This is a genomic window from Pseudomonas asplenii (assembly GCF_900105475.1).
GTDB classification, from domain to species: Bacteria; Pseudomonadota; Gammaproteobacteria; order Pseudomonadales; family Pseudomonadaceae; genus Aquipseudomonas; species Aquipseudomonas asplenii.
In genome coordinates, this window is record NZ_LT629777.1 from 290,779 (window position 1) to 303,633 (window position 12,855).

At 63.1% G+C, this 12,855-nt stretch carries 10 protein-coding genes; 3 read left to right on the forward strand and 7 right to left on the reverse strand.

Annotated features, from left to right (window positions below):
• Window positions 1-15 precede the first annotated feature (15 nt).
• From cheB to BLU37_RS01390, 6 genes are read right to left on the reverse strand one after another with little or no spacing between them, the layout of a single operon-like run.
• Window positions 16-1,026, reverse strand: coding sequence for a chemotaxis response regulator protein-glutamate methylesterase (gene cheB, locus BLU37_RS01365; protein WP_090202006.1), 1,011 nt, complete (start codon window positions 1,024-1,026; stop codon window positions 16-18).
• Complete coding sequence (locus tag BLU37_RS01370; protein WP_090202007.1) at window positions 1,023-3,317, reverse strand: hybrid sensor histidine kinase/response regulator; 2,295 nt, start codon at window positions 3,315-3,317, stop codon at window positions 1,023-1,025. Before BLU37_RS01370 ends, cheB begins: the two co-directional genes overlap by 4 nt.
• Complete coding sequence (locus tag BLU37_RS01375) at window positions 3,314-3,997, reverse strand: chemotaxis protein CheW (RefSeq protein WP_090202008.1); 684 nt, start codon at window positions 3,995-3,997, stop codon at window positions 3,314-3,316. Before BLU37_RS01375 ends, BLU37_RS01370 begins: the two co-directional genes overlap by 4 nt.
• The gene (locus BLU37_RS01380) at window positions 3,994-5,301 is read right to left on the reverse strand and encodes a CheR family methyltransferase (protein WP_090202009.1); all 1,308 of its coding nucleotides are present in this window, start codon (window positions 5,299-5,301) and stop codon (window positions 3,994-3,996) included. Before BLU37_RS01380 ends, BLU37_RS01375 begins: the two co-directional genes overlap by 4 nt.
• A complete protein-coding gene (locus BLU37_RS01385; RefSeq protein ID WP_090202010.1) occupies window positions 5,301-5,816 on the reverse strand; it encodes a chemotaxis protein CheW in 516 nt (171 codons plus the stop codon). The genes BLU37_RS01380 and BLU37_RS01385 overlap by 1 nt, the downstream gene beginning before the upstream one ends.
• Window positions 5,816-7,438, reverse strand: coding sequence for a methyl-accepting chemotaxis protein (locus BLU37_RS01390; RefSeq protein ID WP_090202011.1), 1,623 nt, complete (start codon window positions 7,436-7,438; stop codon window positions 5,816-5,818). Before BLU37_RS01390 ends, BLU37_RS01385 begins: the two co-directional genes overlap by 1 nt.
• Window positions 7,439-7,669: 231 nt before the next feature.
• On the opposite strand from BLU37_RS01390, the gene BLU37_RS01395 reads away from it, so the two are divergent.
• The gene (locus BLU37_RS01395) at window positions 7,670-9,331 is read left to right on the forward strand and encodes a diguanylate cyclase domain-containing protein (protein ID WP_090202012.1); all 1,662 of its coding nucleotides are present in this window, start codon (window positions 7,670-7,672) and stop codon (window positions 9,329-9,331) included.
• A 9-nt stretch (window positions 9,332-9,340) separates the two neighbouring features.
• Here the strand turns inward: BLU37_RS01395 and BLU37_RS01400 are convergent, their stop codons facing one another.
• Entirely contained in the window at window positions 9,341-10,072 is a 732-nt protein-coding gene (locus BLU37_RS01400; protein ID WP_090202013.1) for a tellurite resistance TerB family protein, read from the reverse strand.
• Between the two features lie 196 nt (window positions 10,073-10,268).
• Between BLU37_RS01400 and BLU37_RS01405 the strand changes: the two genes are divergently transcribed.
• Both BLU37_RS01405 and BLU37_RS01410 read left to right on the forward strand, forming a co-directional pair.
• Window positions 10,269-11,183 (forward strand): LysR family transcriptional regulator, encoded by a 915-nt coding sequence (locus BLU37_RS01405; protein ID WP_010444090.1) that lies wholly within the window; start codon window positions 10,269-10,271, stop codon window positions 11,181-11,183.
• 105 nt (window positions 11,184-11,288) lie between these two features.
• Window positions 11,289-12,779 carry a gamma-aminobutyraldehyde dehydrogenase gene (locus BLU37_RS01410; RefSeq protein WP_090202014.1) on the forward strand — a complete coding sequence of 497 codons (1,491 nt, stop codon included), beginning with the start codon at window positions 11,289-11,291 and terminating at the stop codon, window positions 12,777-12,779.
• Window positions 12,780-12,855: the final 76 nt, after the last annotated feature.

A 12,855-nucleotide genomic window follows, 5' to 3' on the forward strand; every position in this document is an offset into this window, starting at 1 on the left:
TGCTGGTTGTAGGGCTCATGTTGGAAATATCTCCAGCAAACGTGGTGCAATCCTGTTAAGTGAGCGAATTTCCACCGCGGCATCGATAGCGGCTGCCGCTTTGGGCATCCCATACACCGCGCTGCTATCCTGATCCTGGGCGATCGTCAGATAGCCTCGCTCACGCATCAACTTCAATCCTTGGGCACCATCGCGTCCCATACCAGTGAGCAGCACACCCACTGCGTCACCTTTCCAGTAGTTGGCGACACTTTCAAAGAACACATCAATAGACGGGCGATAAATCTCGTTTACCGGCTCGGCGGTATAGGCCAGCGTGCCGTTCTGCAACAAGCGGATGTGGTGGTTGGTACCGGCCAGCAGTACCGTACCGGCCTGCGGCGGCTCGCCTTCACGGGCCAGGCGTACCGGCAGCCCACAGGCGCTACCCAACCATTCGGCCATGCCGGCAGCGAACACCTGGTCGACATGCTGCACCAGAACAATCGCCGCAGGAAAATTGACCGGCAAGCCCTTGAGCAGGCTTTCCAGGGCTGCCGGACCACCGGCCGAGGAGCCGATGGCCACCAATTTCTGCCGAGTGCCGCCATTTCCGTCACGCGTCGCGACGCTGCGCACCCGGCTACTGCTCTGACCGATCAGCCAACTGATATTGAGGATCTTGCGCAACAGTGGCGCGGCGGCGTCCCGCGGGTTGGCGCCACCAATGGCCGGCGTATCGACCACATCCAGCGCGCCGTGACCCATGGCCTCGAAAACCCGGTGCACGTTTTGCTGGCGGTCGACGGTAACGATGACAATCGCACAGGGCGATTCGGCCATGATCCGGCGTGTCGCCTCCACACCATCCATGACCGGCATGATCAGGTCCATCAGAATCAGGTCCGGGACGTCCTCGGCGCACTGCCTCACCGCATCGGCGCCATTGTTCGCCACCCAGATCACCTGATGGGCCGGTTCGAATGCCAAGGCACGGCGCAAGGCCTCGACGGCCATGGGCATGTCGTTGACGATCGCAATCCTCATCCCTGCGCGCCTCCTATCAGTTCCACCACCGCATCGAGCAAGGCGTCGTCATGGAAACTGGCCTTGGCCAGATAATAGTCGGCTCCGGCGTCCAGTCCACGTCGACGGTCTTCTTCACGATCCTTATAGGAAACCACCATCACCGGCAGTGACTGCAGGCGGGCATCCCGGCGCAAGAGTGTGACCAATTCGATCCCATCCATACGAGGCATATCAATATCGGTGATCAACAAGTCGAAATCCTCGGCACGCAGAACATTCCAGCCATCCATGCCATCCACCGCGACCGCCACATCGTAACCGCGATTGAGCAGCAGCTTGCGTTGCAACTCGCGCACGGTCAGTGAATCGTCGACCACCAGGATACGCTTGCGCGCCACTTCGCTGGCCTGGCGATTGCGCCGGTCGATACGCTCCAGGCGACCGGTGTTGAGCAACTTGTCCACCGAACGCAGTATGTCCTCGACATCGACGATCAGCGCCACCGAGCCGTCGTCGAGCAAGGCCCCGGCGGAAATGTCCTGAACCTTGCCCAGGCGTGGGTCGAGCGGCAGCACCACCAGGGTGCGTTCGCCGATGAATCGTTCGACCGCCAGCCCGTAGACCGCGTCGCGCTCGCGAATCACCACGACCTTGAGCGTGTCGCCGGCATGCTCACCGGCCGGGCGCTGCAGCAACTGGCTGGCCGCGACCAGACCGACATGCCGCCCCTCGTGCCAGAAATGCTGGCGGCCTTCCAGTTGCACGATCTCCTCCGTCGGCAGATCGAGCATCCGTTCGATATGCGCCAGCGGGAAAGCGTAGGCTTCTCCCCCGACTTCGACCACCAGGCTGCGCACCACCGACAGGGTCAGCGGCACCTCCAGATGGAAACGACTGCCCTGCCCGGCCTCCTGTTCCAGCACGACCGCACCGTGCAATTGCCGGACCATATGCTGTACCGCATCCAGGCCGACACCGCGCCCGGAAACCTCGGTGACCTTGTCGCGCAGGCTGAAGCCGGGCAGGAACAGGAAGGTCAGCAGTTCTTCCTCGCTGAGCTGCGCGGCGGTCTCGGCGGGCGACAATTTGCGTTCGACGATATTGCGGCGCAGACGCTCAAGGTCGACGCCAGCGCCGTCATCCTGCAACTGCAGCACCAGCAGGCCAGCCTGGTGCGAGGCGCGCAAACGAATCAGGCCCTCGGCGGGCTTGCCAGCCAGTACACGCTGCTCCGGACTTTCGATACCGTGATCGACCGCGTTGCGCAGCAAGTGGGTCAGCGGCGCCTCGAGCTTTTCCAGAACATCGCGATCGACCTGGGTTTTCTCACCCTCGATCTCCAGCCGCACCTGCTTGCCCAGGCTACGCCCAAGATCACGGACCATCCGTGCCTGTCCGCCCAGAACATCGGCAAAAGGCCGCATGCGGCAGGCCAGGGCCGTGTCATAAAGTACCTGGGCACGCTGTCCGGCCTGCCAGCCGAATTCGTCGAGTTCGGCAATCTGCGCGGTCAGCATCTGTTGCGACTCGGCCAACTGGCGCCGCGCGTCGGCCAGCGCTTCCTCGGCTTCCAGACTCAGGCCGACACTTTTCAACTGGTCGCCGAGACTGTCCAGTGCCCGCTGGCTGTTGCCCTGCATCCGCCGCAGGCGTTGCAGGCTGGCCAGATACGGCTTGAGCCGCTGGGTCTCGACCAGGGACTTGCTCGACAGGTCAAGCAAGCTGTTCAAACGTTCGGCGGTAACCCGCAACACCCGCTCGCCGCCCTCGGTGGCGGCGCGCTTGTTCTGCACCGGCGGTTCGGGCTCGACCGGCAGCACCACGGGCTCGACGCCGCCGATGGCTGGGGCTGGCTCCTCAAGCGCTGGCTTCGCGGCTGCCGGCTGACTCGGCGGCGCCATGCGTGCGCTCGATGCAGACGGGTCGAGCAAGGTTTTCATCAACAGCAGATAGGCTTCGACATCCACCGGCCCGACATTGGCACTGCCCGGCGTGGCAATGCGCATGAGCATGTCGGTGCCCTGCAGCAGGGCGTCGATATGCTCGGGCTGCAGATACAACCGCCCCTCCTGGGCACTGACCAGGCAATCTTCCATCACGTGGGACACGCTGACTCCGGCATCGACACCGACAATCCGCGCCGCTCCCTTGAGCGAGTGGGCGGCGCGCATGCAGGCTTCGAGCTGGTCGGCCTGGGTCGGATTGCGTTCCAGTGCCAGCAGCCCGGCACTGAGTACCTGGGTCTGGGCCTCGGCTTCCAGGCTGAACAGTTCGAGCAACGACGAATCGCGCATTTGATCGGGGGTCATGTAAGGCTCCGGGTCACGGCCGACAGCAGTTGCTCTTCATCCAGCCAGCGCAGGCTGCGCCCCCTGAACGGCAACACCCCACGGGTGTACCTGGCACTGGCCTGGGGGCCGGCGGCGGAGGCACCGTCGAGCAGGCGCTGGTCGATGGCATGGATGCCGTCCACCTCATCCACCGGCACCACCACCGGACCGCCATGGGCCGCAATGATCAGCATGCGTGGCATGACCCGGCCGCCCGGCGTGGCCGTGACACTGGCGTCCAAACCCAGCAGTTCCACCAGCGACAGGCAGGCCACGAGCGCTCCGCGCACATTGGCGACGCCCAGCAGCGCTCGCGAGCGCTGGTGCGGCAGCGAATGAATCGCCCGTGACGGAGCGATCTCCACCAGGCAACGCGTGGCCAGGCCCAGCCACTCCTCGCCCAGGCGAAACATCAACAGGGAGCGGGTGACGATCTCTTCGCCCGCCACCACCGCAACCTGCTCGTGGCTCTCCTGCAACAGGGCATAACGATCCAGCAGGCGGGTGGCCGCAGCCGAATACACCGCACAGTTGCGGCAATGGATATGGTCCACCAGCAGCGAGCAGGACTTGTCGCCGTAAATACCGATACGGTTCCAGCAATCGTCGATGGCCTCGGCGTCTTCATGGGTCAGGTTCAAGCCTGTCAAACCGCTCATCGTTTACGCTCACTGTCAGCGGCACGCCCGCTACGGGCGGCGCGGTCATGCAATCTCCGGGCTCCGGCCGCATCGCCCTGGGAGGCCAGCAGGGCGGCCAGTTGGGCCAAGGCTTCGGGGTGTTGCGGTTCAAGGTACAACGCCTTGCGATAGAAACCCTGGGCCTGTTGCGCATTGCCGGCCACATCGCTCAGCAGGCCGAGCCAATAGAACACCTGGGCCACCGGCTCGTGTTGACGCAGATAGCTGTCGCAGGCCTGCCGGGCTTCATCGCTGCGGCCTTCATTGGCCAACTCGGCAATCCGCGCCAGTTGGCTCGCGGCATCGTCCGGCGCCTGCGGCCGGGCAGGCCGGAGCACCGGCGCCGGTGCTGGAGCCGACCACGGACGGGGCGCTGTCTTGGCGGCGACCATACTGCCTGGCGGCGTACGCAACGGCGGTGGTGGTGTGATCGGCGACGGCGGCGGCGGCGGCGGCGGCGCCCACGCGGGCACCGGCTCAGGCTCGACTGGCGAATGTCGGCGAAACGCGAACGACTGCGGTACCCCGATGGAACGCATGCCCATCCGGCCCAGCAGATTGCCCTCGGCCGGACCGATGAACAGCACGCCATCGACATGGGTCAGGCGTTTGAGAATCTCGAAGACCTGCTGCTGGGTCGCCAGGTCAAAATAGATCAGCAGGTTGCGGCAGAACACGAAGTCATAGACCTCGCCGGCCAGCAGCCCGGGCTCCAGCAGATTGCCGGCGCTCAGCCGCACCTGCTCGCGAACTCGTTCGCTGACCTGGTACCCCTCCGCCACCGCCGTGAAATGCCGCTCGCGAAAAGCGATGTCCTCACCCCGAAACGAGTTCTTGCCATAGATCGCGCGCTTGCCCCGCTCGATCGAGGCCGGGCTCACATCCAGGCCATCGACCTTGAACTGATGGGGCGCCAGTCCCGCATCCAGCAACGCCATGGCAATCGAATAGGGCTCTTCCCCCGTGGAGGATGGCAGACTGAGGATCTTCAGCGCCCGCATGCCGCGCAGTTGCTCCAGACGTTCGGTTGCCAGGCGGGCCAGGGTCGAGAAGGACTCGGGATAACGGAAAAACCAGGTCTCGGGCACGATCACCGCTTCGATCAGTGCCTGCTGTTCATCGGCGCTGCCTTGCAACCGGCTCCAGTACTGCTCGGTCGTCGCCATCTGCAGTTGTATGCAGCGCTGGCGTACGGCGCGTTCGATGATGAGTGGACCGACCGACGCGACATCCAGGCCGATACGTTCCTTGAGAAAGTCGAAGAATCGCTGGTCGCCACTCATCACAGACCCTCGGCGGATTCGGGAAACAGCAAGGCACGCACTTGCGGACTGAGCAGTGCGTCGACACTGATGCGTTGCACCAGCCCCTGCTCATCCTCACGTACCGGGCCCAGGTAAGGCGCCTGGCGGTTATCCAGGCCATAGGGCTGGAAATCCTGCGGGTCGCAGCGCAGGGTATCGGTGGCCTGTTCGAGAATCAGCCCGAGCAGATACCCCGCGGCATCGGGCACCGGCCGGTAATGCACCAGGACCAGGCGCGTGCTGGTGCGGGCCGCAGCAGGCTGGCCGAAGGTCATCGCACTGACGTCGAGCACCGGCACCATCGAGCCGCGATGGGCAAATACCCCCGCGACCCAGCTTGGCGCATGGGCAATCGCCTTGAGTTGCAGACGCGGCAGCACTTCCGCGATTTCCACGGCTTGCAGGGCATAGCGTTCACTGCCGATGCGGAAAACCAGGAACAGGCTGTTCCTGGGCTGCGCGCTGGCGACGCGTTTAGCCACCCATTCGCTCATCAGACTTTGAAACGCGAAACGCCGCCGCGCAGGCCGACCGCGACCTGGCTCAGCTCATCGATGGCGAAGCTGGCCTGACGCAGCGATTCGACGGTCTGGCTGCTGGCATCGCCCAACTGCACCAGCGCCAGGTTGATCTGCTCGGCACCGGTGGCCTGTGCCTGCATGCCCTCGTTGACCATCAGCACGCGCGGCGCCAAGGCCTGAACCTGATGAATGATCTGCGTCAGTTGTTCGCCCACCTGCTGCACTTCGAACATGCCACGGCGCACTTCTTCGGAGAACTTGTCCATGCCCATGACCCCGGCGGACACCGCCGACTGGATCTCGCGCACCATCTGTTCGATATCGTAGGTGGCAACGGCGGTCTGGTCGGCCAGGCGACGCACCTCAGTAGCGACCACGGCGAAACCACGCCCGTATTCCCCGGCCTTTTCCGCCTCGATCGCGGCGTTCAAAGACAGTAGGTTGGTCTGGTCGGCGACCTTGACGATGGTCACCACCACCTGGTTGATGTTACCGGCCTTCTCGTTGAGGATCGCCAGCTTGGAGTTCACCAGCTCGGCGGCGCCCATCACCGAACTCATGGTGTCTTCCATCCGCGCCAACCCCTGCTGGCCGGAACCTGCGAGTACCGAGGCCTGATCGGCGGCGGAGGACACTTCGGTCATGGTCCGCACCAGGTCCCGCGAGGTCGCCGCGATTTCCCGCGACGTCGCGCCAATTTCGGTGGTCGTCGCGGCGGTTTCAGTGGCCGTGGCCTGCTGCTGCTTGGACGTGGCGGCAATCTCGGTGACCGAAGTAGTCACCTGCACAGACGAACGCTGCGCCTGGGACACCAGGGCGGTCAGTTCGGTCATCATGTCGTTGAAACCGGTTTCCACCGAACCGAACTCGTCCTTGCGGTCCAGGCTCAGGCGTTTGCTCAGGTCGCCGGTACGCATGGTCTCGAGGATGTCGACGATACGCTGCATCGGCGAAGTGATTGCACGCATCAGCAACCAACCGCACAAGCCGGCAGCGAGCACGGCCAGCAACAGCGAAATGACCATGCTGATCTTAGCGGACGACACAGCGCGACTGATGCTATCGGTGGCCTTGTCGGCGACGTCCTTGTTCTGAACGATGATGTCGTTGAGCTCTTTACGCCCGTTCATCCAGGCGGGCGTCAACTGCAACTGGAACTCGCGGATCGCCTCCTCATTCTGCTTGCGCTCATAGAGGTCGAGCACGTTGGCCAAAGCCTTGGTGTAGGCCTGATGCTCGCGCTTGAAGAGTTCGAATTGCGCCTTGTCCGCGCTGTCGAAGATGGTCTTCTGATAATTGTCGATCTGCTCGAGCAGACGACTGGCGAAGGTCTTGTACAGCTCCTGGTCGGCAGCGCTGATCACGCCGTTACCATCAAAGCCGAGCAATTGCTGAGTCAGCACATAGCTTTCAACCCAGGAACTGCGAATCATGGTGCTGTAGTAGACCCCGGGAATAGCGTCGCTACGTACACTCTCCTCGCTGGACTCGATCGACAGCAACCGTGAATACGAGGCAACAACCATCAACAACATGATCGCGATGATGACGGCAAAACTCGCCAGTATTCGTTGACGCAGAGTCCAGTTCTTCACAGTCAGTCCTCGGGAACCATTTCAAATGGAAGGCAGTATAGCCGAGGGTATGCCATCATTTATGCACAAGCCGCGACAGAGATGACAAATGTAGAGGATATGACTGACAGGAGTTTTCTAATCCTGACAGGATATTGGCCGACACCCTCTTACAACGCGGCCATGGCTTGAAGCAAATGGCTAGCACTCATGACCTCGACCCTCCAGTCGTACTGACCCGGGATTTGCTGCATGCCCCTACTTCCAAGCCTGCGTAGCCGCTTTGCGCTGATCATCGCGTTGTTGGTGAGCATGCTGAGCTGGTTGCTGGGTTCGTTCATCGGGCATGACTCCAGCGAGCGAATGCGCAGCGAGATCGGCCAGGATCTGGCGGAGGCTGCCTATCAGATGTCCGATCGACTGGACCGCGCCATGGCCAACCGCATTCATCTATTGAGTGTCTTCAGCCGCCTCAAGGTCTTGCAGCAGGGTTCAGACCTGGTCGAGGTCCGCCAGTTGCTCGATCAGTTGCAAGCCGATTTCCCCGATATCGCCTGGCTTGGCATCACCGATACCGAGGGTCGGGTCCGGGTCTCGACCGGGGGGATTCTGCAAGGTACCAACATCAGCCAGCGCCCAGTGTTCAGGCAGGGACGCGACCAGGTGTTCGTCGGCGACGTCCACGAAGCCCTGCTGCTGTCCAAACTGCTGCCCAATCCCAGCGGCGAGACCTTGAAGTTCGTCGACATCAGTCTGCCGCTCTTTAATGATGCCAACGGTAAAGCCCAGGAGAAAGTCGGGGTACTCGCCGCACACCTGTCCTGGACCTGGGCCGAAAACATGCGCCAGTCGTTGGCGGGACCGCTACAGCAACGGCGCAAGATCGAATTTTTTGTCGTGGCAGCCGATCACCGGATCCTGCTCGGGCCCCGTGACGACATCGGCCAGCTATTGCCTCTGCCGCTGATGGACGGTTCGGAACAACAACAGCACTGGACCATCCAGCGTTGGCCAGACGGCCGTGAGTACCTGACCGGCATGGCCCGCAGTCACGGTCATGAGGATTACCACGGTCTGGGCTGGACCGTGGTCACCCGCCAGACCCTCGACGAGGCATATGCCCCGGCCAAGGAGCTGCAGCGCGATATCCTGGTCTGGGGTATCGCGCTGGCCCTGATCGTCGCCCTTATCGGCTGGCTGCTGGCGACCTGGTACACCCGACCACTGAAAGCCATCGCCGATGCCGCCGATCGTCTGAGTATCGGTGAATCGATAGAGATCCCGGACCTCAAGGGAACCCGGGAAATCGCCCAGTTGAGCCAGTCGATTCGCCATCTCGTCGACAGTCTGAGCAATCATCAGACGGCCCTGGGCGTGATGGAAAGCCTGGCTCATCATGATTCGCTGACCGGCCTGCCCAATCGGGCGGCACTGGAAAAACACCTGCTCAGGGCGCAGCAACGCAGCCAATCGCATAGTAATTGCCTGGCACTGCTGTATCTGGACCTGGACGGGTTCAAGCCCATCAACGACCAGTTCGGCCATGCCGGTGGCGATGAACTGCTCAGAGAGGTGGCTGGGCGCCTGCGCAACTGTCTGCGCGACGGTGATATGGTCGCACGCCTGGGCGGTGACGAGTTCCTGATGGTCCTGCAGGTACAACGCGGCGATGCACTGAACCAGGCCAGGACCATCGCCAACCGAGTGCTCGCCAGCCTGACACAGTCGATCATGCTGCAGCAGGTGCCAGCGCAGATCGGTTGCAGCATCGGTGGCGCGATCTGGCCCCTCGACGCCACGGACCTCAGTGACGCGCTGGGGCTGGCGGACAAGGCCCTTTATCGAGCCAAGCATGCTGGCAAGGGGCAGGCGCACTTCCATCAGGCGGAGAATGTGCTACCCGACTTTGAGTGACGGGCGTTATCACGCAGAGGTGGACTGGCGCACCTGACGCTCCAGTTCCTGACGCAAACCGGGCTCCAGCCGCAACTGACGCGCCAGCTCGTCCAGGTAGGCCTTCTCCATGAAGTGCTCTTCATCCACCATCAGCACGCTGGCAATGTACATTTCCGCCGCCATCTCCGGCGTAGTCGCCGCCCGGGCAACCTGTGCCGGGTCCAGCGGCTTGTTCAACTCGGCATGCAGCCACTGCTGCAACTCGCGATCGTTGCCCAGCTTGGCGAATTCGCCCTCGATCAACTCACGCTCCCGAGCGTCAACATGACCATCGGCCTTGGCCGCTGCCACCAGCGCCTGGAGAATTGCCTGACTGTGCTGTTCGGCCTGCTCCGCCGGCAGGCGATCGAGGGTTCGGGGCTCGACCGCAGCGGCATTCGCCTGCTGCGCCTGCCAGTTGCCATAAGCCTTGTAGGCCAGGACACCCAGCGCCGCCAACCCGCCATAGGTCAATACCGTGCCACCGACCTTGCGCGCCTTCTTGCTCCCCAGCAAAAGCCCCATCGCCCCGGCCGCCAAGGCGCCACCGCCAGCCCCGGACAGCAGGCTGCCCAACCCCGCAGAAGCGCCCTTCCCGCCGCCGAGCAGGCTACCCAATGCCCCCTTGTCAGCCGAGCTGTCCGGCCGACCTCGGGCCTGACTCTGCAACAGGTCCTGACCAGATTTGAGTAACTGATCGAGCAATCCACGGGTGTTCATCGGCCGTCTCCGCAAGCGAGGAATGAGCTGCCAGGGTAAAACGAGCATTCGGACGATGGTGGGTAAGTGTGCTTCCAGATGTTGCATATCCGGGAGCCACGCCTGAGTCGACGATCAAGCGATCGATTAAAAAGATATACACTGCCCCGTCTCCAAAAAAACCATTCACCGAAAAAACCGGCAAGGGTAGCGCCCCATGATGACCCTGCGTCAGATCCGCCATTTCATTGCCGTGGCCGAAACCGGCTCGATCTCGGCCGCCGCCCAGGCCGTGTTCATTTCCCAGTCCACCCTGACCCTGGCGATCCAGCAACTGGAACAGGAGATCGGCGTCAGCCTGTTCAACCGCCATGCCAAGGGCATGACCCTGACCCACCAGGGCCATCAGTTCCTGCGCCAGGCACACCTGATCCTGGCCACCGTCGACAATGCCAAACGCAGCCTGCAACAGAGCACCGATCAGGTCAGCGGACAATTGACGGTCGGTGTCACCAGCCTGGTGGCCGGCTACTACCTGGCCGACCTGCTGACCCGCTTCCAGCGGGCCTATCCCAACGTGGAAATCCGTGTGACCGAGGATGAGCGCCCGTACATCGAGCATCTGCTGGTCAGTGGCGAGATCGATGTCGGGGTGCTGATTCTCTCCAATCTGGAAGACCGCCACGCTCTGCAGACTGAAGTCCTGACCCATTCGCCACACCGCCTGTGGCTGCCCGCACAACACCCCTTGCTGGAGCACGACAGCATCAACCTCGCCGATGTCGCCCGCGAGCCGCTGATCCAGCTCAATGTCGATGAAATGGACCGCAACGCCCAGCGCATGTGGCGTGGTGCCGGCCTGCAACCGCGCATCAACCTGCGCACCGCCTCCACCGAAGCGGTGCGCAGCCTGGTGGCCGCCGGTCTCGGTCTGTCGATCCAGCCGGACATGACGTACCGGCCGTGGTCACTGGAGGGCGACATCATCGAGGCCCGGCCGATCGCCGACCTGAACCACACCCTCGACGTCGGCCTGGCCTGGCGTCGCGGCGCTGCCCGGCCAACGCTGGTCGACCCGTTCCTGACCGTCGCCCGCGAACAACCTGCTGGCGGGCGCAAGCCATCTATTTAATCGAACGCCGCTTTCAGTATTTAGTATTTGTCGACCTCTGCTCCGGCCACTAGTCTCTTTCCATCCACAGGAGAAAGGCCGGACTCCAGCTGCAAGGGAAGCGCCATGGCCACACAAGAAAAGAGAACTCGCAAAATGGCTGGTGCGCATCCGACCCCGCTGTTCACCTCGTTGCTGATCGATGGTGAACTCGTCGCAGGCCAAGGCTTCGTCGAACCGATCCTCAACCCGGCCACCGGCGAGGTCATCACGCAGATCGCCGAAGCCAGCCCCGAACAGGTCGAAAGCGCGATCCTCGCCGCCCACCGCGCGTTTGCCGACTGGTCGCGGACCACTCCGCAACAACGCTCGAACATCCTCCTGGCGATCGCCGACGCGGTGGAAAAAAACGCCGACCTGCTGGCCCGCCTCGAATCGCTGAACTGCGGCAAGCCGCTGCATCTGGCACGCCAGGACGACCTGAGCGCCACCGTCGATGTGTTTCGTTTCTTCGCCGGCGCCGTGCGTTGCCAGACCGGACAACTGTCCGGCGAATACCTGCCGGGCTACACCAGCATGGTCCGCCGCGATCCGATCGGCGTGGTGGCCTCCATCGCGCCGTGGAACTACCCGATCATGATGGCCGCGTGGAAGATCGCCCCGGCCCTGGCGGCCGGCAATACCCTGGTGTTCAAGCCGTCCGAACACACGCCGCTATCGATCCTCGCCCTGGCACCCACCTTGGCCGAGCTGCTGCCGGCCGGGGTGATCAATATCGTCTGCGGTGGTGGTGAAGGCGTCGGCAGCCACCTGGTGAGCCATTCCAAGGTGCGCATGGTGTCGCTGACCGGCGATATCGTCACCGGGCAGAAAATCCTCCAGGCTGCGGCGAAAAGCGTCAAGCGCACCCACCTGGAACTCGGCGGCAAGGCGCCGGTGATCGTTTGCAACGACGCCGACCTCCAGGCAGTGGTCGAAGGCGTGCGCAGCTACGGCTACTACAACGCGGGTCAGGACTGCACCGCTGCTTGCCGGATCTACGCCCAGGCCGGGATTCACGACCGCCTGGTGGCCGAACTCGGCGCGGCGGTCAGCAGCCTGCGCTTTGCCGGTAAACGCGATGCCGACAACGAGATCGGCCCGTTGATCAGCACCCGCCAGCGCGACCGCGTCGCCAGCTTCGTCGAGCGCGCCCTCGGCCAGCCGCATATCGAACGGGTGACCGGCGCCGCCGTACATTCAGGTGCCGGCTTCTACTATCAACCGACCCTGCTCGCCGGCTGCAAGCAGAGCGACGAAATCGTTCAGCGCGAGGTGTTCGGCCCGGTGGTCACGGTGACCCGCTTCGACGAGTTGAGCCAGGCGGTGGACTGGGCCAACGATTCGGAATACGCCCTGGCGTCATCGGTCTGGACCCAGAACCTGGACAAGGCAATGCAGGTCGCCTCACGCCTGCAATATGGCTGCACCTGGATCAACAGCCACTTCATGCTAGTCAGCGAAATGCCCCACGGCGGCCTCAAGCGCTCCGGCTACGGCAAGGACCTGTCCAGCGATTCACTGCAGGACTACAGCGTGGTGCGCCACATCATGGCGCGTCACGGCCAGCATCTGTAACACGCACGCCCCTAACAACAAGCCGCCAGCGGCATGCAGTACCCCGTTCGACTGCCCCGACCATAATTAAAGAAGA